We start from the raw sequence: 19825 nt of genomic DNA, 5'->3' as shown, positions 1-19825 counted from the left end.
GTGGGACGAACGGACGGTTCTTTTGCGCCTATGACAGGTGGCCGCGGGCGTCCACGGGCCATCGGCCGATCCCTGAGCCGCCCCGAAGGACCACGTACTCATCGAAGAGGTTGGCTACCGGGCAAGCATGGTTGGGGACGACCGTTAGGACGTCCCCAACGGAAGGGCGCTCGACGCCGTCGGGTATTGAAAGATAGCCATGGTGCTCGTTCAGCAAGCGGAGGAAGCTGCCGGGAATGGAGGGGACGAGTCCGAAGCCCTTGTCGGGGTTGCCTTCCCTGCCGAGCACTTTCGTTCCGGCATCAATAATCACCTGGCCCTCAACAGCGGTACTTACCACTGTTGTTGCCACGAGGAGTCCGACGTCGGCGAGACTTTCGCAGGTACCGAGGCGCACGTTGTCGGCATCGTTGAAGATGTACTCACCGGGCCTCAACTCCGTCATCGGTGCCCGGGACGAGAAGTGGGCCGTCGGGGTTGAACCTGCACTCACAATTCCCACGGGCACGCCTTGGGCGGAGAAAGACGCGATGGCCTGTTCGGCAGCCTGCACCTCGTCGGCTGCCCCTTCCGGGCGGGCGTCCCTGGACTTGCCTGCGTGCCCTGCATAAGTGAAGATCCCTGCAACGTCGAGACCGAGTCGCAGGCACTCCGCGGCGAGATCACCGGCCTCGTGTGGTGGCACTCCGGTTCGGTGAGCACCGCTGTCAATCTCCACGAGCACCCGCAGCGGACGTGGCGATCCTTGAGTTGCAAGGGCCAGCTGTTGCGCTCCGGCCACCGAATCCACTCCGATGGAGAATGACCGTACGTGCTCGTGCAGATCCCGGATCCGCTTGCCGCGGAGCGGGTTGCCGGCCCAGACCGTGTAGGCAACGAAGATATCGTCGAACCCGGCCTCTGCAAAGACCTCCGCCTCGCCAACACTGGAGACGGTAATCCCTGCGGCACCTGCCTCCAGCTGGCGCCGGGCCAGGTTGACCGACTTGTGGGATTTCATGTGCGGACCCAGGCTGACACCGCTGTGCGCCAGGGAGGCTTGCATACGTTCGATATTTGCATCGACAACATCAAGGTCAATATAGACTGCCGGGGTCTCGATGCCGCTGGGCGGTTCAGGCAGCACTAGGCTCATTGGCGTATTCACTCGTGGTGTTTCCCTTAGAGGCCCAGGAGCTTGTTGAGTTCGTTGAGGGAAGCGACGGTGCTGTAGTTGTAAGCGGGGCTGTGGGGGTCGTAGCCGCGGTCCAGCATGACCAGGTTGCTGAAGCCCAGGTCATGGGCCGGCATCAGGTCATAGCGGGTGTGTGAAGACACGTGCACGAAATCTTCCGGGGAGGCATCGAGCTGCTCCAGCATGTATTCAAAAGCCCCGTAGCGCGGCTTGTAGAAGCCCGCCTGCTCGGCTGTGTAGACGGCATGGAATGGCGCTTCGAGCCTGGGCACACTGGTTTGGAGGAAACTGTCGTCGGCGTTGGAAAGAATGACCAGCTTGTAGCTTTCGCCCATCCTTTTCAGCGGTTCAATGACGCCGTCGTGGGCTCCCCAGCTGCGGACGGCGGCCCCAAACTGCTTTCCGGCGTCCTCGGTGCCCGTGAGGTTCCACTTCTGGCAGACGCGGTCCCAGGCGTCTTGGAGAACCTGCTCGTAAGGGTAGTAGTCCCCGCACACCTGGTCGTAACGGAAGTGGCGCCAATCGCGCATGAAGGCGGCCATGAGCTCTTCGGGGACGCGGTCTGCGAGGAGTGGCCGGGTGGCTGCCTCGGTCTGGTAGTTGATGAGCGTGCCGTAGCAATCGAAAGAAATGTACTCCGGCCGGAAGTTAGCGGTTTTCATGATTCGTCCGTTCGTTCGAGATTCTTGCTGGCAAGATGCTGCTGCGGGGAGCTGGCCCGACCCGCAACTTCCGGATCGTCACAGCGTCGTCTGGGTCAACCCTAGGGCTCCAAATCGTTGACTGTCTACAATTTCCGTCGTCTATCTTAAACAAGAATCATTTGCTATAAAACTCACGCGCTCACGCCGCGCAGCATCCCGTTACACTGGTGCGGCAAGCGTTTTGGGAAGAAGTCGGCGGCACCCAATCAGCGCTCCAGGGTTGAGCAGACAGCCCATAGCCGAGACTCCGGCCTCACTTACTGGTGAATGCCCGTCACAGTCGGGTACGACACGCGGAATTTACCGTTGTGAGTCGCCGGATTTAACCTGCTCTTGGCAAGATGCTGAGAGACCGATCGCTTTACAAAAAGGGGAACCATGGCCACGTCCATCGCAGAAAACACCTACCTTCGACTCAAGACTGTCCTGGATGTCCTGACCGAAGGCGCGTGGAGCGGCGATCCGTTGAACGCCGGCGAAGTGCTCGCCGAAGCCACAGCCCGCGTGCCTTTCAGCCCGCACGAGGCCGAGCTGCTCAGCGGCGGCATTCCTCGTGGACACAAGACGCTGACCTCGGCGACCGCCAAACTGGTCAAGGCTGGCTGGTTGGTCAAGGGCCGTTCCGGCTGGACCATCACTGATGACGGCATGCGCGCAACCGTCGCGTTCCCGGATACAGCCGCCTTTGCGGCAGCGCTCGACGCCGGCACCCCTGTCCCGGCTGACCTTCCTGTTCCGGCCGCTCCCGCCGACTTTGTACCGGTACGGGCCGCTGCAGCCGGCACGGCAACAGCCAGCACAACCCCCGACACCGGATCCGCTACGACAAAAACGGCCGACGCCAAGGAGGACACCGTGAAGACTCCAGCTAAGAAGACCCCCGCCAAGAAAGCGCCGACCAAGAAAGCGGCCGAAGCCGTCGGCAAGGCCGCCAAACTGATCGAGGACGCGGTGGAGCCCGTCGTCAAGGCCGTGCGCACGCGCAAGGCAGCCCCCAAGGCGAAGGCGGAAGCCCCCGCTGCCAATGGAACGGCACCCGCCACTGCCACCGACGTCGAGACTTTCCCGCAGCCTGAAGCCGTGGCGGTGGCCGGTGACTTCAACACGATCCTGGGTGCGCCGGAGAACTGGGCGCCGCAGTATGACGAGGCCCAGTTGGAGCTCGACGCCCTGGACCAGCTGTGGAAGGTGAGTGCCGAGCTGCCCGCCGGCTACTACATGTTCAAGATCGCCTTGAACCGCTCGTGGGAAGAGAACTACGGCGCATTCGGCACGTTTGACGGTCCCAACCATGAACTGCACCACGGCGGGGGCACCGTCACCATCCGCTACGACCACCGGACGAGGGACATCACCATCAACTGACCCTCTGATGCGGCCCCGCGGAGTCCTAGAATGAGGCATGGACTCCGTGGAGGTTGCGGGCCTGCGCATCGCTTATCAGCGGGCTGGCCAAGGCCCGCCGCTGGTGTTGCTTCATGGAGCGTATGAAGACAGCCGCATCTGGTGGCGGCAGCTGGACGGGCTCTCGGATGACTTCAGCGTCATCGCGTGGGATGCGCCCGGGTGTGGCCAGTCGGATGATCCGCCTCCTGAGCTGACCGGGCCGGACTTCGGAGACGCCTTGGCCCGTTTCCTTCGCGCCGTCGTGTCGGAAAAGCCGCACGTGCTAGGCCTGTCGTGGGGATCGTGTGTTGCCCTTGAACTCTACAAGGGCCATCCGCAGGCGGCCGCCTCCCTGGTGCTGGCGTCCGCCTACGCGGGTTGGGCAGGATCCCTGCCACCCCGGGAAGTGGAACGGCGCATCGCCCAAATCAGTGCGGAGCTTGGACAGCCGGCCGAGGCTTTTGTCCAGGACTGGCTGCCCACGCTGTTCACCGAGCGGGCCGGTCCTGCCCTCCTGGAGGAGGCGGCCGCCATCATCGCGGACTTCCACCCGGCAGGCATGCGCGCCATGCTCAACGCCATGGGCCGTTCGGATTACCGGGATGTCCTTCCAGTCATCACAGTGCCCACGCTCCTGCTCTACGGGGCGGAGGACGTCCGCGCGCCCCTGGACGTCGCCCGCGATATGCACCGGAACATTCGCGGCTCCGAACTGGTGGTGCTTCCCGACGTCGGGCATTTGGCCCCGTGCGAAGCACCGGAGGCATTCAACGCCGCGGTCCGCCGGTTCCTCCACGCGCATCCCGCCTGAGTCCGGCGGTGCTTGACTTGGGCTGCCCGGGATTCCTTGACTTGGGCTGCCCGCTGCAGCACTGTGGATCTGGTCGCTTTGACCAGATTCCACGGACTCAGGAGATGCACAATGACTCTTCCTTCAGGCCTCACCCCGGGCGTTTGGACCCTGGACATGTCGCACAGTGAGATCGGTTTTACCGTCCGTCATGCCGGCATCAGCAAGGTCCGGGGGCGCTTCACGGACGCCAGCGCCGAGGCCCACATCGGCCAGTCCCTGGCGGAGGCCTCGCTGCACGCCGCAGTCAAGACGGCCAGTTTCGATTCCGGAGACGCCAACCGGGACGCGCACGTCCGCGGCGCGGACTTTTTCGATGTGGAGAACGACCCCGAGATGACCTTCCGGGCCACATCGGTGGAGGGCGACGGCGAGGACTACACCCTCACGGGCGATCTCACCATCAAGGGAATCACCAAACCAGTGGAGCTGGAAGTCGAATTCACCGGCGTGGCCGTGGACCCGTTCGGTGCCACCCGTGCAGGGTTCTCGGCCGAGGCCGAGATCAGCCGCAAATCGTTCGGGCTGACTTGGAACGCGGCACTGGAAGCCGGCGGACTGCTGGTCAGCGACAAGGTGAAGATCAACGTCGAAGCGGCGCTGGTCAAGCAGTCCTGACGCCCATGGGCTCCGACGTCCCATCCGGTGATGTCCGGCTCTCTGCCCGCGTGTTCGGCGTGGTGCAGGGCGTCGGGTTCCGGTTCTGGACCATGGGCAAGGCTGAGGAACTGGGACTGACGGGGACGGTGAAGAACCTCGACGACGGTTCGGTGTCAGTGGTTGCCGAAGGACCGCGGCAGAGGATTCAGGATTTCCTGGAATGGCTGAATTCCGACGATACTCCCGGCCGGGTGGAGCGGGTGGAGGACTCTGTCTCCGCCGCCGAAGGGACGTTCCGGAGTTTTAGGGCCCGCTGACGTCCTGAACTTACCCCGTTTCAGGGACAGTACAGGGTTTCATGGCTGCGGACTCAGCCCGATGAAGGCGCCCAGTTCCTCCAGCGCCGCAGGCTTGGCAGGCATGAAGTTGGTGAGCTCGGGGGAGCGCACCAGCACAGCGCGCCACTGGCCACGTGACACTGCCACGTTGATCCGGTTCCGGTTTAGCAGGAACTCGGCGCCTCGCGGGGCCTCGGCGACGGCCGAGCACGCCATGGATACCAGCACCACGGGTGCCTGCTGCCCCTGGAACTTGTCCACGGTGCCCACCCGGACACCGTCCAGCCCCGCCTTTTCCAGGGCATGGCGGACCAGCTGGACCTGGGCGTTATAGGCCGCCACCACCAGGATGTCTTCTGCTGTAAGTGGCCGCGCCGGCCTGTCTCCGTCCGGTATCCATTTCAGCCCGATGTGCTTCTGCGCCTGCCGGACGATTTCGGCTGCCTCTTCGCTGGAGCTCGTGGTGTTTCCGCTGTGCTCAACGAACACCGTTTCCACGCCCGGGGGCAGCTCGGCCAAGTTGCGGAGGGAAGCGGCTGGAGCTGATTCCAGCTTGCCCTCGTAGCTCAGGACCGACACTGCGCGGCACAGTTCCGGGTGCATCCGCCAGCTGTCTGCCAGGAAGTAGCCCAACTCTTCGGGCAGGGTGGCGTGGCCGGCGGCGAGCCAGCCCAAGGCGGACTCGTCCACTGGTTCCGGATGGGACCCCTGGGTGACCTGCGGGAGCTGTTGTGGGTCGCCCAGGAGTAGGAGTCGCTTGGCTGCCCTGGCCACGCCCAGGGTGTTGGCCAGCGAAAACTGGCCGGCCTCGTCAATTACCAACAGGTCGAGGGAGCCGGCCGGAACGGAGCTCCCCGTCATGGTCCAGGCCGTGCCGCCCACCAGGCATCCGCCCTGGGTCGCGAGCAGCGCGGCGACGTCCTTGTCCCCAGTCTTTTGCCACGGCACCTGATGCGGCGCGGACAGCTTCTTGGCCACCAGGGACGGATCAACGCCTGCGGTTTCGATGGCCGTGCACAGCATGTTCTCCACTACGTTGTGGGACTGGCCCACGACGCCGATCTTCCAGCCCTGGTCCACCAGCCGGGCTATCACATGCGAGCCGACGTGCGTCTTGCCTGTCCCGGGAGGTCCTTGCACGGCAAGGTAGGAGTGGTCCAGATCCAGTAGTGATGTGGTGATCGCCGTGATGTAGTCCCGGCCCGAGGCATCATGACCGGTGCTGTCCATTCCTACGGAGGCAGGGGCTGGGAGTGCGTGGAACCGTGGCGGGATTTTGCGGAGGATGTCCACGCCGGGGTGTTCCGGAAGGCGGGGCACGGAAGCGCCCACAACCTGGGCCAGCTCAGCCAGGGCTGCCTCGATGCTGGCGGTGCGGACGGGCTCGTCCTCGGTCAGGGCGAGGGGAATATGCGGGTAGGCCGGGACCTTGCCCGTTTCCTTTTCCTCGATGGTGATGATGGTCCTGCCTGGAATGTCAGGGTGATCCTCCACCTCCGTGACCAGGGTGCCGAATGTGAAGCCGCGGGCACCGCCGTCGCCCTGCGGGTCCGCCAGGCCGTCCGGAACCGGGGCATCGTAAAGCCGGCACCAGGTGCTCCCGGGCCTGAAATCCGACCCTTCGCTCATGGTCCCGGTCAGCCTCAGGGTGCGGGTGCGCATCCGGACACCGGGCTTGGCCAGCGTCCAGTCTGTGAGGATCTCGGCTGTGTCGACCACGAACACGTTGCGGTGGTCGGACCAGTTGTCCAGTTCGGATTCGGTGCGGTCGAAGTGTTCCCACCAGAACTGCTTGCGTTCGCGCCGGTGGTACCCGGTGGCAGCAGCGATCATGGCGATGGCCCGCTCGTCGTTGGTCCAGGGACGGGTGCCGGGCAGGCCGGCCAGGTATTCCTGGAGCCGGGCCTCCGCCGCAGCGGGTTCAGCTTCGACGGCTGCAACCCGCTGCGGCAGGTCCAGGCCGTCGCCGTGCTTCCGGCCGGCAACGCCCGGAGTGGCAGAAGGGCCGGATCCGCGCAGCCCCAGCAGCCAGTCCCGGAGGCGGAGCGTGGAGAGGCAGTCGTATTCGTTGTAATCGGAGATGGAGGCGAGGATTTCGGCAGCCCTGGCGGGGTCGCCGTCATCCCGGGCCGCGCAGTAGGCGGCGTATGCCACCACGGAGGCGCCGGCATCCTTCACGTCGCCGGAGCGGAGGTTGTCTCCCATGTACAGGGGCTCAAGTTTCTTGATGGAGTAGGACGGCTCGGAGATCCGGAGCGAATGCCTTGCAGTGGCGTAGAGGTCCACGAGGACTCCTTTGCGGAGCCAGTCGTCCACGATGTCCTCGCCCGCGAGGTGGGTGACCGAGAGATTGCGTAGCGCCGATTTCTCGTAGGCGGCGTAGTGGTAGACGTGCATGTCCGGATACCGGGAGCGGCGCTCTTCCACGTAGGCCAGGAAATCCAGGAAGGCCTGCCGTTCCTCGGAGCGGGAGTGCGCCCAGAACGGCCGGAACACCTGCGAGGCAGCAGGATCCGGCTCAGCAACTGGCGCCTCGATCACGCCGAACAGGTACTCCAGCCCCCACTTCCCGGTCGCTGGATCCTGCCAGAGGGGGTCGCCCTCGAAGTCGAAAACGATGTCACCGGGGCTGGGCGCCGGAATGCTTTCCAGGGCGTTCTCGGGCAGGATCTTGAAGGTGACAGTGTGCTCCTCGCCATCCTTGATGAAGGTGCGGGAACCGTCCGGAAGGTCACGTCCCAACTGCATCCGGGCCTGGTCGCGGAGCCTGGCCAGTGAACCGGTGGCCTTGCCCGCGGGAAGGTCCGCCAGATCCTCGATGGTGGTGATACCGTCCGCGTTGAGCTTCTTGCGCCGGACCGAGGTCATGCCTCCGACCATGAGGAGGTCGCGGTGGGACTGGACCTGCTCGGCGCAGTATGGGCACCGCCCGCAATACGTGATGCCCGGTTGCAGCCACTGAACCGGCGAACCCCCCGCACGATGGGCGCCGGTGAAGGCACGGAAGCGGTCCCGGCGCTCGCGGAAGACTGGGAGAAGATCGGTGAGGGAATGGACGCTGCGGACGTACTCGCCGTCCAGCACGGCGCCCAGCACCAGGGTGACCTTCGGCGATGGGTCCAGGCCCATCGCGATCAGTTGGTCACCGTAAGCGGCCAGCTGCAGGAGTGCCCCGACCTTGGCGTGGCGGGCCAGCTTGGTGTCCCACACCTCGTAACGCCCGGGGATGCCGGTGCCGGCTGCCTCGTTGACGATGAAGTCGGCGTAGCCCAGGAACTCGCCGTCGAAAAAGGTGGCCTGGAAAACCACATCCGCTCCAGCGCGTAGGGCAAGTTCGGTTTCCGCACCTTTGGCCAGCAGGTCCGTGCGCACGTTCTGCCCGCGTTCGATCGAATAGACGCCCCCACCGCGGCTGGCGTCCCGTGCGCCGTACTGGTTGATCAGTCCGGCGAGGACCTTGGCCTCGTGCTTGTCGCCAAGCGCTCCTGCGCGCCGCTGCATTTCGTCGTCGGGAAACTCCGCCTTGGGGGAGCGGCCCAGCTTCTCGTCCAGTATGCGGAGTGTGCGGTACTCGCATTCGCTGGCGGCCACCAGATCGCTGGCGGAAAACACGAGGTCCTGCGGCGCGACAGGACCGGGATCAATACTGCCGGGATTAACGCTGGCAGGATCAAGCAGGAACATGGGGCCTCCCCATTGACAGCCTGGCCGGAGGACGGTTCCCCTGGCCCTGTTTTGAATCTAGCAAGAGGGGCTGACAATAAGCCGACGCTAGCCCTGTGCCGCCCGCACCTGCGCTTTGTCGTGCTCGGCATGGGCGCTCCGCAGCAGATTCAGGAACTCAGTCTCGTTGCGGATGAACCTCTTGTATTTCTCGGGAAGCTTGCGGATCTGGTCCTCTTCCCGGCACATCCTGGCGAAGATCTTGTCCCGTTCCGCCATGTCCGTTTCGTAGGTGAGGTCCAGGTACTCGACAGCATGCCGCCTGGCGCCGGACACCGCGTTTTTGGCTTTGCCCTTCGGGCTGAAGATTGAGGCCAGGATGGTGACGACCAGGACGCCCAGGATTACGGCGAGGGACACAGCCGTGCTGACCTCCACCACGTTGACGTGTTGGCCATCGTTGATGAAGGGCAGGGTGTTTTCGTGCAGTGCGTGCAGGATTAGCTTGACGCCGATGAAACCCAGGATGGTGGCGAGCCCATAAGAGAGGAAGATCAGGCGGTCCAGGAGCCCGTCGATGAGGAAGAACAGCTGGCGCAGGCCCATCAGCGAGAAGGCTGTGGCTGTGAAAACGATGAACACGTTCTGCGTCAGGCCGAAGATGGCGGGGATGGAGTCCAGCGCGAACAGGAGGTCAGTGCCGCCGATGGCCACCATCACCAAGAGCATGGGGGTGAGGACGCGTTTGCCGCTTTCCACCGTGGATAGCTTGTCGCCGTCGTAGTGCTGGGACGTCGGCAGGAAGCGCTTGGCGAGCCGGACCACCACGCCTTCCGAATCCTCTTCGTGGGTGTCCGGCTTGAGCAGGTTGCCAGCGGTGATCAGCAGGATGAGTCCGAAGAGGTAGAACACCCAGGCGAAGCTGTTGATCAGTGCCGCGCCCAGGAAGATGAACCCGGTGCGGGCGATGAGCGATACGACGATACCGAAGAGCAGCACCTTCTGCTGGTACGCACGGGGCACCCGGAAGCTGGCCATGATGATCAGGAACACAAAGAGGTTGTCCACGGACAGGGCCTCCTCGGTGACGTACCCGGCGAAGTACTCGGCGCCCATGGTGGGGCCGCCGAACCACAGCACGCCAAGTCCGAAGAGGAGCGCAATCCCTACATACAGCGAGGACCAGAGGGCCGATTCCTTGAGGGAAGGCGTGTGGGCCTTCCGCACATGGAACAAGAAATCGAAGGCCAAGAGGCCCAGAATTGCAGTGACGGTCAGGGTCCAGACAAAAGCCGGTACTTCCACGATGCGGGGCCTTTCGTGCAGGCGGACAGGCGTGCCGTGAAAGGTGGTGCTGCCGGACCTCCACACGACTCAGTACTGGTTTCCAGCCTACCGGGCAGGTGCTGTCCGCGACCTGGAGGTGCTGTAGGCGCTACGCCAGCTTCAGGAGACCGTGCTCCAGCACCGCGGTCCGGGACAGTGTCTTGTAGCCTTCCTGCTCGAACAGCACCGTGATCACGTCGTCCTCGTGCCGCATCACCAGACCCGGCCCCCACTCGTTGTGGACCACGGCAGACTGGAGCGGGAACGGCTCGGCGGCAGCTGCGGTGGCCGGACCGCCGTCGTCGTTCTTTCCGGCCGTGGGACCGCCGGAATCGAGCGAAGCGGAATCAGCGCACGAATCGCAGTTTCCGCACGGCTGCTGGAGGTTTTCGCCGAAGTAGCCCAGCAGGAACTGCCGCCGGCAGCCGTCTGTCTCGGCATAGCCGCGCATCATGTTGATGCGGGACTGGTCCACCCGCTGGCGCGCTTCGGCGAGTTCGACGGCCCGGCTCACCAGGGTGGGCAACTTGGCCTTGGACGTGAGCCGGACACCGCGCTTGCCGGTCTTGACGGCGCCCGCTTCCTGCAGCTGGTTGAGCAGCCCGGTGACGCGCCTGGCCGGGAAACCGGTGAGTTCGGCGAGAGAGGTTTTGGGCACCGGCCCATCGGCCGCGTGCAGGATTTTGAGTAAGGCCAGCAGCGATTCCTCGTCCGTGGTGTGGGTGCCGAAAAACTTACGCAGGCCCAGATCTTCGGCGCGGTAGTGCAGGACGGCGGCCGCGGGCTGCCCGTCCCGCCCGGAACGTCCGATCTCCTGATAGTAGGCGTCCAGCGACTCCGGGACGTCCGCGTGGACCACAAAGCGGACGTTGGGTTTGTCGATCCCCATCCCGAAGGCGGTGGTGGCAACGACGACGTCCAGGTCATCGTCCATGAACTGCTCGTGGATCCGTTCGCGGTCCGCGCCGGCTCGGCCCGCGTGGTACGCCTCGGTGCGCAGCCCGGTCTTGGCCAGCTTGGCGGCGTACATTTCGGTGTCCTTCCGGGTGGCGGCGTACAGCAACCCGTGGGACTTCCCGGTGGTGGATCCGGCGGCCGGGCCTGCACTGGCCGGTTCCGTGACGTGCTCCACCACGGTGCGCCGCTTGGCTTTGTCCTCCTGATGGCGGACCACAGCCAGGCTGATTTGCGGCCGATCGAAGCCATGGACCAGCACCAGTGGGTCCTTCATGCCGAGCCGTTCGGCGATCTCCTCCCGCACCGGCAGGGAGGCGGTGGCCGTGAGCGCGGCTACCGGTGGATTGCCCAGGCGCTCGCGGGCGGTGCCCAGGCTCAGATAGTCCGGGCGGAAGTCGTGTCCCCAGGAGGAGACGCAGTGGGCCTCATCCACTACGAAAAGGGCAACGTCCAGCGCCGCGATGCGTTCCACGGTGTCCTGCTTGGCCAGCTGCTCCGGTGCCAGGAAAAGGAACGTGGCGCTGCCGTCCTCCACAGCCTGCCAGGCATCTTCCACCTCGGCGTCACTGTGAGACGAATTGATGGCGACGGCGGCGGCCGGGCCCAGCTCTTCGGCCAGCCCGTCCAGCTGGTCTTCCAGCAGGGCGATGAGCGGTGAAACCACGACGGCGGGGCCGGGCTTACGGGGGCCGGCCGCGTTGGTGCGGCTCAGGTTGGTGCCGCTCAGCCCGGTGTCGCTCCGCTCAGTGCCACTCCGCTCAGTGCCGCTCCGGTGGAGGTGGACGGCGGCCACCTGGTAGATGGCCGACTTGCCGTAGCCGGTGGGCATTACGGCCAGGACGTCGCGGCCACCCGCCAATGCGGCCATGCCTGCCAGTTGGCCGTCGCGGAGTTGCGGAAGGGAGAATGCGGAGGCCGCGAGAGCGCTCAGGGCATCGACGCTGCTGGCGGCATCCGAAGCAACGGCAGGGGACTCGGACATGGTGGTGGCTCCGGAGGGTGGGTCCTGTGGCCGCTTGCTTCAGCCTGTGGTGACCAGCCTAGCGCGAGCAAACAGCCGCCGTCGTACGAGTTGTCCGAGTGCTGACCCTGGGCCTGGTGCTGTCCCCTGAGCCAGGCGTCCTTCTTGACTTACACCGCTGCCTGAACAACTGTGGAAAGTGACTGTTCGAACCGGCGCTGGCGCTGGTTTTCGGCAGCGGTCTGCGAATCAAGGAGAGTGCAGCGTGGCGCGCAAGAACCCGCGGGTTGAAGAACCTGACGAGGCAAAAATCGAGGTTACCGGCCACCCGAAGACGTGGGCCGCGGGCATCCCCGGCGTCTATCACTCGATGAAACCCGCCATTGAACACATGGGCCCGGACCGGTCCCGGAAGACCCTGCTGGCGCTGAACCAGAAGGACGGGTTCGACTGCATGAGCTGTGCGTGGCCCGATCCCGGACACCGCAAAACGTTCGAGTTCTGCGAGAACGGCGCCAAAGCTGTCACCTGGGAGGCCACGCCAGTGGTGATCGGCTCCGAGTTCTGGACCGAGCACCCGGTGAGTGAACTGCGGCAAAGGACCGAGTACTGGCTCGGCATGCAAGGGCGGCTCACGGAGCCGGTATACAAGCGTGCCGGGGAGGATCACTACCGCCCCGTCAGCTGGGAGCAGGCGTTCTCCGTCATCGCGGACAAGCTGACTGGCCTGCCCAGCCCAGATCAGGCCACGTTCTACACCAGCGGCCGGACCTCCAACGAAGCCGCGTTCCTTTACCAACTGTTTGTGCGGGCGTACGGGACCAACAACCTGCCTGACTGTTCCAACATGTGCCATGAATCGTCAGGCTGGGCGATGGGCCAGACCATCGGCATCGGCAAGGCCACCATCTCCTACGATGACTTCGCCAAGGCAGACCTGATCATCATCATGGGGCAGAACCCGGGCACCAACCACCCACGGATGCTCACCGCGCTGGAGGAGGCCAAGGAGGCCGGCTGCGAGATCGTGGCCGTGAACCCGCTGCCGGAGGCCGGGCTGATGCGCTATAAGAACCCGCAGACGGTCAAGGGAATCGTGGGCCGCGGCACCCAGATTGCGGATCAGTTCATGCAGGTCCGGATCGGCGGGGACATGGCCCTGCTCCAGGCCGTTTCCAGGCGGGTCCTCGATGCCGAGGCGAAGAACCCGGGAACCGTGCTGGACCACCAGTTCCTTGAGGAACACTGCCAGGGGCTCGACGAGCTCCGGGCACACCTCGCCGAGCTCGACGAAGCCGCAGTGCTGGAAGCAACAGGTCTGCGGACCGAAGAGATCGATGAACTGGCCGCCCGCTACCTCAAGGCGGAGAAGGTCATCATCACGTGGGCCATGGGCATCACCCAGCACAAAAAGGCCGTGGCCACCATCAAGGAGATCATCAACCTGCTGCTGCTCCGGGGCAACATGGGCAAGCCAGGAGCCGGCGCCTCACCCATCCGCGGGCACAGCAACGTCCAGGGAGACCGCACCATGGGCATCTGGGAGCAGATGCCGCCCGCCTTCCTGGATGCCTTGGGCAAGGAGTTCAGTTTCGACCCGCCGCGTCAGCACGGCGTGGATGCCGTGGAAACCATCCGGCAGATGCGCGACGGCGGGATCAAGGTTTTCGTCGGACTGGGCGGCAACCTGGTGGGAGCCATTTCGGACACCCAGGCTGCCGTGGCTGCGATGGAGAACACGGAGCTCTCAGTCCAGATTTCCACGAAGCTTAACCGGTCGCATACGGTCACCGGGGCAGAGGCGCTGATCCTGCCGACCATGGGCCGCGCTGAATTCGACCAACAGGAATCCGGGCCGCAGTTTGTGTCCGTGGAGGACACTGTGTGCGCTGTTCACCCGTCCCATGGCACGGTCCGGCCGGTGGCTCCGGGGCTGCTGTCCGAGGTGGCGATCGTCAGCAGGCTGGCCCGCGAAGTGGTGGGAGATTCGATCCAGGCCGACTGGGCCGGTTTCGAAAAGAACTACGACCTCATCCGGGACCACATCTCCCACGTTGTGGCCGGGTGTGAGGATTACAACCGAAAGATCCGGCAGGAGGGCGGCTTTGTGCTGCCCAATGGGCCGCGTGACTCGCGCACGTTCAACACGCCTACCGGCAAGGCCATGCTCACGGTTAACGAGTTGGAGCACGTGGAGCGTCCGGCGGGAACCCTGATCCTGCAGAGCATGCGCTCGCATGACCAGTTCAATACCACCATCTACGGTCACAACGACCGATACCGGGGCATTAAGAAGGGACGGGACGTGGTGTTCGTGAGCCCCCAGGACCTGGCCGAACTCGGGCTCAGCGACGGCCAATACGTGGATGTCCACGGTGTTTACAAGGACAACGCGGAGCGGGTACTGAGGAACTTCCGCGTGGTTTCGTACCCCACGGCCACCGGCTGCGCTGCGGCATACTATCCGGAGGCCAATGTGCTGGTTCCGCTGGACAGCGTTGCCGAGGGAAGCCAGACGCCGGTGTCCAAGGCAGTGATCGTGCGGCTGGAGCCCGCCAAGGAGCAGGCGCCGGCATAAGGGGCCACACATTACTGGCCTCGAATGACCGGCCTTGACCCGCAGGAGCGGTGCAGGCCAGCGCAGCTGATGCTGGCCAGCGCCGCTGAGGGAGCCCGGGTCTGGGCTCATGTCACCCTTACTGCGCGGTGTCGGCCCAGCCTTCGCTGGCCGGGCCGCCGTCGTGACCGTCCTCGCACAGCTGGAATGCGACGTCAGCCGCTTTGGCGACAGCAGCGGTGGAGGAGTCCTTGGAGCCGGCGCTTCCGGTCCCGGCTTCAAGTCCGGCCGCATAGCCCACCAGGAACGTTGTGACCGGTGCCGCCGCGTGGATCACGGAGCCTGCCGATTTCCTGGCGAGATCAAGGAGCAGTTCCTGATCAACTTCAAGATCGAGGATCTGCAGTGCCTGGGCAAGCCGGTGGCTCCATTCGTCCAGGACGCGTGCTTCGTCGTCGTCGACTGCCATGCTCTCTCCTTAGTGCCGGGATAGTTGCTGGTGGGCGGCAGGGGGAGTCCTTGCCCGGTGCTCATGACACTACAAGGGTTGGCCGGCTACGTCACCGGGCGAGCGCGCGTCCTTGACACCCCTATCAGCCTTGAGGAACATTGAAAATGCCGGTGCAACTGGCGGTCCCTTAGGAGTCCAGCTGCTTATTGGCCCTTGAAGGGACTTGAGATGCAGGCTGCCGTCCATGGTTCCGTCTCATCCCGCCTTGCGGCTGCCGTCGCGGCGGCGGCGCTGGTGGCTTCACTTGGAGGCTGTACAAGTGCCCCCGATCCGCCTGACCCGCAGTCTCCGGCTGCCCAGTCAGCCACGGGCTCTGCTACTCCGACGACGCCCGCCTACGTCTCCGTGCTGGAACACTACAGCGAAGACGTGCGCACTGCGGGAGCGACGGCGGTCATCATCCAGATGAAGTCGAGGCTGGGGGAATGGTCCTCGGCCGCGGGCGTCCGAAGCCTCGAGAACCAGGAACCCGTCCAGTTGACGGACCGGACCCAGATCGGTGACGTCACAATGTCGATGGTGGCAGTGTCAGTCATGAAGCTGGTGGAAGAGGGGAAAGTGAAACTGGATGACCCCATCCAGAAGTACCTGCCGGACTTCGAGAGCCTCATCAAGCCGCCCGGACCCATCACCATACGCAGTCTGCTGAGCCACCGGTCCGGGATGCCCGACTACTGGGACGTTCTGCGTAAGATGAGCGATCCAGGGGACGATAAGAGGAGCCATGAGGAGCGGCTGGCTGCCGCCGCGGCTGACCCCTGGACCGGAGGATCGGGCAGCCTTTACAGCTACTCCAACACCAACTATGCGGCTCTGGCACTGCTCGTCGAGAAGCTGCGGGGCAAGGACATCGGGGCGGTCATTGACACGGACAGCGTGGAGCCATTGGGGCTGCAGGACACCCTGATGACCGGTGACGGGCCTGCTCCGCAGAGGATGATCCATGGCTACACCCGGTCGGAAAATGACGAACTGGTGGACAACGTTCTTTCTCCCATCCACAGTGGTTCTCCCGACACCGGGATGATCTCCACGGTCCCTGAACTCAACACCTACTTCGCCGCCCTGCAGAAAGGGACTCTGCTGATGCGCCAAAGCGTCGAGGAGATGCATCATCCAAAATATAACCAGTACGGCCTTGGTCTCGTCAGGCTGTATGACGTGTGCTCCAACAACGACTATTTTGGCCATGTAGGGGTGGTGCGGGGATACGCCGCGCTCGCCCTGATCAGCGCTGACGGGTCCCGCCAGGTGGCCATGGCGGTGGCCCGCGCACCATCCCCTTGGCTGATTGGCTTCGATGACCCTCAGTCTCTTGAGATGTCGGGCGCTGCCGTGGAAGCGCTCAGCCTGGCGTGCTAGCCCGCGACGAAATAAGGTTAGGGGCTCCGAGGTTAGGCTTTACCAAGAGTCGAACCAAGGAGAGCCCGATGACTGATGTCACCATCCGCCACAACCCGGAACGAGAGCGATTTGAAGTCCTGGTGGCCGGAAACGTGATCGGCAAGGCCGCGTACAAAGAGTACGACGGCGGCAGCTCACCACAGCGGATTTTCTATCACACCGTGATCAATGAGGAATACGGAGGCCAGGGGCTCGCGGGCAAGCTCGCCAAGGTGGCACTGGATGAGACGGTGGAAGCGGGAGTGGGAATCGTGCCGGTGTGCCCTTTCATCAAGAAGTTCCTCACCAAGCACCCAGGGTATGCAGACCACATCACTGCCACCACACCTGCCCACCTGGAGTTCCTGAACGACGCCCTGGCTTCGCGCGCCCGGGCGTAGGAGGCCGGCTCCAGCCTGAAGCACATGCAGGCTGCAAGTGGAAAGCCCTGTCAGGAAAGCCCTGTCAGGATTGCCCGGCGATGGTCAGGACAATGAGGACGCAGTTGAGGCCGACGATAAGCGTTGCGCTGGTCCATCCGGCGATCTTGAGTGCCCACCAGTCGGTGTGGATGCCCATGACGTCGCGTTTGCCGGTGAGGCGGATGAGCGGAATCAGGGCGAACGGTATGCCGAAGCTGAGCAGGACCTGGCTGAGGACCAAGGCGAGAGTCGGTTCGACGCCCGCGCCGAGGACGGCGAGTGCCGGGATCAGGGTGATCACGCGGCGGGTGAGCAGCGGCACCTTGAACTTGAGCAGCCCACCCATAATGGTGGCGCCGGCGTAACAGCCGACTGAGGTGGATGCCAGGCCAGATGCCAGCAGTCCGATCGCGAAGACGACGCCGATGACCGGGCCCAGGGCCGAGGTGACGGCGGCGTGGGCCCCGGCGATCGTGTCCGTTCCCTCGATACCCCGCAGGCTGGAAGCGGCCAGTAGGAGCATGGCGATGTTCACGACGCCGGCAAGCATGAGGGCGCCTGCAACATCCACCCGTGTGGCCCGGATCAGGCGTGTCCGCACGGCCGGATCCTCGGAGAAGCCGTGCCTGTCCCGGGCGAGGGCGGAGTGCAGGTAGATTGCGTGCGGCATTACCGTGGCACCGAGCATGCTGGCCGCAAGCAGGACGGTGTCAGTTCCTTCGAAACGCGGCACCAGGCCGGTCAGGGCGCTTCCGGCGTCCGGGGGATTGACGAAGAGTCCTGAAACGAAACCGACCGCAATGACTCCCAGAAGAATGAGGATGGCGTACTCGAATGACTTTTGACCGCGGGATGACTGCAGTGCGAGCAGCAGCATGGAGGCCAGGCCGATGATGACGCCGCCTGCCAGCAGTGGGAGTCCGAACAGCAGGTTGAGTGCCACCGCCCCGCCGATGACTTCTGCCATGTCCGTCGCTCCGGCCACAACCTCGGCCTGGACCCAATACAGCCTGCGGCGCCCGTTGCCCAGGCGCTTACCGAGGATCTCCGGAAGGCTCAGCCCCGTAGCAAGTCCAAGCTTGGCGGACTGGTACTGCACCAGGACGGCCATCGCGTTTGCCGCCACGAGGACCCAGACGAGCAGATAGCCGTAGTTTGCACCAGCCGTCAGGTTCGCGGCGACGTTTCCCGGATCCACATACGCAATGGCGGCAACGAAGGCAGGCCCCATCAGCAGCAGACGCGACCATTTGCGGCCAGTTGCCGGTACTTTCGGAAGGGTGGTAACAGCCATCGTTGATCCTCGTCATTGGGGGTACTGATAGAACGAGGATAGCCCAATTTAGGCATACCGAAAAGTAGAGTTTCGGTCTCCCGGCCCCGTCGGCTTCCGGCGCTCGTTCTGCGTTTCCGCCAGTAGAAGAACAAACGGGAACACGCAGGATCGACTGGTGAAGTCGTAGTTCCACAAGGGCGTGCGCCAGACTGTTTCCGTGAGCAACAAATCCCGGACCGGCCTGGCGGTCGCTGGCCTCAGCCTGGGCACGGCGCTGAACCCCCTGAATTCGTCCATGATCGCGGTGGCACTTGTCGTGCTGCGGGCGGACTTCGGGCTCGACGTCGCAGCCGTTACCTGGGTGATTACGTCCTTCTACCTCAGCTCTGCTGCCGGACAGCCGCTCATGGGAAGGCTCGCGGACCGGTTCGGGCCGCGCCGGATGTTCATGCTGGGCATGGGGCTGGTGGCGGTCACATGCGCGTTTGCTCCGTTTTCGCCGAACTTCGCACTGCTTTGCGTGGCCCGGGCCGTGATGGCGCTAGGCACGGCAACCGCATACCCCAGTGCTGTGGTGATGATCGGAGCCATGGCCCGCCGGGACGGGATGGAATCGTCCCGTCCCCTGGGCCGCATCCAGATGGCCAACACCTCCGCCGCTGCAGTTGGTCCGGTGATTGGCGGCCTGCTGGTTGGTTTGGTGGGCTGGCAGGCGCTGTTCCTGATCAATGTGCCTTTGGCCTTGGCGGCTCTGCTGATCGTGCGCCAGGTTGCACCAGAGGACGGTGCCCGCGAGCGCGGAAGCCTTGCCGAGCTGGTCCGGGACTCAGACATTCCGGGCATTCTGGGCTTCGTGGGGTCCTTGCTCCTGGTGATGATGGCCCTGCTGAACGTGGTGCCGGGCTACCGCTGGTGGCTGCTGGGCGGGGGAACGGTGATGGCGGCGCTGTTCGTCTGGCGCGAGCTCCGATTCAACCCGCCGTTCTTGGACCTCCGACTCCTGGGGCGGAACCGCCCGCTCATGCTGGTGTACTTAGGCTTCGCCGTGTTTAGCAGCGTCTACTATTTTGTTTTCTTCGGACTGCCTCAGCTGCTGCAGGAGGTGGCCGGCTACGATCCCGGACTGGTGGGACTCCTGATGCTGCCCCTGGCCGCCATGTCCGTCCTGGCGACGCCGTGGGCAGTCCGGGCTATGCAGAGGTTCGGCGTGCGGCAGGTGCTGATTTCCGGCGTCGGCCTGTTGACCACGGTGGCCGGGCTGATGTGGCTGCTGACCACCTCGCTGGCCATTCCACTGGTCCTTGCACTGACCGCCCTCATGGGCGTTCCATACGGGGCCGTGAGCATCGCGTCCAACCAGGGCATGTTCGTGTCCACCCGGCCCCAGGAACGGGGCGTGGCCGCCGGGATTTTCCAGACGTGCCGCTACGTCGGCGCCATCACGGCCACGGTGCTGATCGGGGTGTTCGCCGGTGGCGGCGTGGATCAGTCGAGCTGGGGCCTCATGGTCTTAGCCATGGTGGTCCTGGGCGTGGTTACTTTCCTGATCACGCTGCTGTGGCGGGAGCGGACGGAGTAGCCGTTGTCAACGTCGAGGGGCTGCAGGACGGCCCTGGCCGTAATGATTTGGCTTTTTTTGGAATTCGCTTTCCCATTCGCCTGTAACTCTTGCCTAAAGCGTCCCGGCGCTCTACTGTTCAAAACATTGTGAGCGCTC

Annotated in this window: 15 protein-coding genes; 8 read left to right on the top strand and 7 right to left on the bottom strand. The window is 64.4% G+C overall.

What is annotated here, in order from left to right:
* Positions 1 to 28: 28 nt before the first annotated feature.
* Entirely contained in the window at positions 29 to 1135 is a 1107-nt protein-coding gene (locus J7E83_RS13145) for an alanine racemase (protein ID WP_214962765.1), read from the bottom strand.
* Between the two features lie 26 nt (positions 1136 to 1161).
* Positions 1162 to 1836 carry an HAD family hydrolase gene (locus tag J7E83_RS13140; RefSeq protein ID WP_214962763.1) on the bottom strand — a complete coding sequence of 225 codons (675 nt, stop codon included), beginning with the start codon at positions 1834 to 1836 and terminating at the stop codon, positions 1162 to 1164.
* Positions 1837 to 2256: 420 nt separating this feature from the next.
* Here J7E83_RS13140 and J7E83_RS13135 point away from each other — a divergent pair, with 420 nt between their 5' ends.
* The 4 genes from J7E83_RS13135 (at position 2257) to J7E83_RS13120 (ending at position 5031) form a co-directional block, all read left to right on the top strand.
* Entirely contained in the window at positions 2257 to 3243 is a 987-nt protein-coding gene (locus J7E83_RS13135; RefSeq protein WP_214962761.1) for a glycosidase, read from the top strand.
* Positions 3244 to 3280: 37 nt separating this feature from the next.
* Positions 3281 to 4075, top strand: coding sequence for an alpha/beta fold hydrolase (locus J7E83_RS13130; protein ID WP_214962759.1), 795 nt, complete (start codon positions 3281 to 3283; stop codon positions 4073 to 4075).
* 111 nt (positions 4076 to 4186) lie between these two features.
* Positions 4187 to 4732 (top strand): YceI family protein, encoded by a 546-nt coding sequence (locus J7E83_RS13125; RefSeq protein WP_214962757.1) that lies wholly within the window; start codon positions 4187 to 4189, stop codon positions 4730 to 4732.
* Positions 4733 to 4737: 5 nt separating this feature from the next.
* On the top strand, positions 4738 to 5031 hold the full coding sequence (locus J7E83_RS13120) for an acylphosphatase (RefSeq protein ID WP_214962755.1): 294 nt from the start codon (positions 4738 to 4740) through the stop codon (positions 5029 to 5031).
* A 39-nt stretch (positions 5032 to 5070) separates the two neighbouring features.
* On the opposite strand, the gene J7E83_RS13115 is transcribed toward J7E83_RS13120, so the two are convergent.
* The 3 genes from J7E83_RS13115 to J7E83_RS13105 all read right to left on the bottom strand — a co-directional run bounded on the left by J7E83_RS13115 (position 5071) and on the right by J7E83_RS13105 (position 11980).
* Entirely contained in the window at positions 5071 to 8736 is a 3666-nt protein-coding gene (locus J7E83_RS13115) for a TM0106 family RecB-like putative nuclease (RefSeq protein WP_214962753.1), read from the bottom strand.
* A gap of 87 nt (positions 8737 to 8823) precedes the next feature.
* Positions 8824 to 10020, bottom strand: coding sequence for a TerC family protein (locus J7E83_RS13110; RefSeq protein ID WP_214962751.1), 1197 nt, complete (start codon positions 10018 to 10020; stop codon positions 8824 to 8826).
* A gap of 130 nt (positions 10021 to 10150) precedes the next feature.
* Positions 10151 to 11980: an ATP-dependent DNA helicase RecQ gene (locus J7E83_RS13105; RefSeq protein WP_214962748.1), complete on the bottom strand. Its 1830-nt coding sequence runs from the start codon at positions 11978 to 11980 to the stop codon at positions 10151 to 10153.
* 244 nt (positions 11981 to 12224) lie between these two features.
* On the opposite strand from J7E83_RS13105, the gene J7E83_RS13100 reads away from it, so the two are divergent.
* On the top strand, positions 12225 to 14537 hold the full coding sequence (locus J7E83_RS13100; RefSeq protein WP_214962746.1) for an FdhF/YdeP family oxidoreductase: 2313 nt from the start codon (positions 12225 to 12227) through the stop codon (positions 14535 to 14537).
* A 118-nt stretch (positions 14538 to 14655) separates the two neighbouring features.
* Here J7E83_RS13100 and J7E83_RS13095 read toward each other — a convergent pair whose 3' ends face one another.
* The gene (locus J7E83_RS13095) at positions 14656 to 14985 is read right to left on the bottom strand and encodes a DUF6457 domain-containing protein (RefSeq protein ID WP_214962744.1); all 330 of its coding nucleotides are present in this window, start codon (positions 14983 to 14985) and stop codon (positions 14656 to 14658) included.
* Positions 14986 to 15195: 210 nt separating this feature from the next.
* Between J7E83_RS13095 and J7E83_RS13090 the strand changes: the two genes are divergently transcribed.
* The gene (locus tag J7E83_RS13090; RefSeq protein ID WP_214962742.1) at positions 15196 to 16389 is read left to right on the top strand and encodes a serine hydrolase; all 1194 of its coding nucleotides are present in this window, start codon (positions 15196 to 15198) and stop codon (positions 16387 to 16389) included.
* Positions 16390 to 16457: 68 nt separating this feature from the next.
* Entirely contained in the window at positions 16458 to 16811 is a 354-nt protein-coding gene (locus J7E83_RS13085; protein WP_214962739.1) for a GNAT family N-acetyltransferase, read from the top strand.
* Between the two features lie 64 nt (positions 16812 to 16875).
* Here the strand turns inward: J7E83_RS13085 and J7E83_RS13080 are convergent, their stop codons facing one another.
* The gene (locus J7E83_RS13080) at positions 16876 to 18126 is read right to left on the bottom strand and encodes an Nramp family divalent metal transporter (protein WP_214962737.1); all 1251 of its coding nucleotides are present in this window, start codon (positions 18124 to 18126) and stop codon (positions 16876 to 16878) included.
* 199 nt (positions 18127 to 18325) lie between these two features.
* Between J7E83_RS13080 and J7E83_RS13075 the strand changes: the two genes are divergently transcribed.
* Positions 18326 to 19687, top strand: coding sequence for an MFS transporter (locus J7E83_RS13075; protein WP_214962735.1), 1362 nt, complete (start codon positions 18326 to 18328; stop codon positions 19685 to 19687).
* Positions 19688 to 19825 lie beyond the last annotated feature (138 nt).

The organism is Arthrobacter sp. ISL-48, assembly GCF_018613805.1.
GTDB lineage: Bacteria > Actinomycetota > Actinomycetes > Actinomycetales > Micrococcaceae > Arthrobacter.
Note: the sequence above shows the minus strand (reverse complement) of the source record. Positions and strands in the feature narration are given on the sequence as shown.

Bases quoted from the DNA above. Each gene is read 5' to 3' on its own strand.
- J7E83_RS13105 (WP_214962748.1), bottom strand. From the start codon at position 11,980: ATGTCCGAGTCCCCTGCCGTTGCTTCGGATGCCGCCAGCAGCGTCGAT.
- J7E83_RS13090 (WP_214962742.1), top strand. From the start codon at position 15,196: ATGCAGGCTGCCGTCCATGGTTCCGTCTCATCCCGCCTTGCGGCTGCC.
- J7E83_RS13095 (WP_214962744.1), bottom strand. From the start codon at position 14,985: ATGGCAGTCGACGACGACGAAGCACGCGTCCTGGACGAATGGAGCCAC.
- J7E83_RS13145 (WP_214962765.1), bottom strand. From the start codon at position 1,135: ATGAGCCTAGTGCTGCCTGAACCGCCCAGCGGCATCGAGACCCCGGCA.
- J7E83_RS13125 (WP_214962757.1), top strand. From the start codon at position 4,187: ATGACTCTTCCTTCAGGCCTCACCCCGGGCGTTTGGACCCTGGACATG.
- J7E83_RS13140 (WP_214962763.1), bottom strand. From the start codon at position 1,836: ATGAAAACCGCTAACTTCCGGCCGGAGTACATTTCTTTCGATTGCTAC.
- J7E83_RS13085 (WP_214962739.1), top strand. From the start codon at position 16,458: ATGACTGATGTCACCATCCGCCACAACCCGGAACGAGAGCGATTTGAA.
- J7E83_RS13080 (WP_214962737.1), bottom strand. From the start codon at position 18,126: ATGGCTGTTACCACCCTTCCGAAAGTACCGGCAACTGGCCGCAAATGG.
- J7E83_RS13120 (WP_214962755.1), top strand. From the start codon at position 4,738: ATGGGCTCCGACGTCCCATCCGGTGATGTCCGGCTCTCTGCCCGCGTG.
- J7E83_RS13115 (WP_214962753.1), bottom strand. From the start codon at position 8,736: ATGTTCCTGCTTGATCCTGCCAGCGTTAATCCCGGCAGTATTGATCCC.
- J7E83_RS13130 (WP_214962759.1), top strand. From the start codon at position 3,281: ATGGACTCCGTGGAGGTTGCGGGCCTGCGCATCGCTTATCAGCGGGCT.
- J7E83_RS13135 (WP_214962761.1), top strand. From the start codon at position 2,257: ATGGCCACGTCCATCGCAGAAAACACCTACCTTCGACTCAAGACTGTC.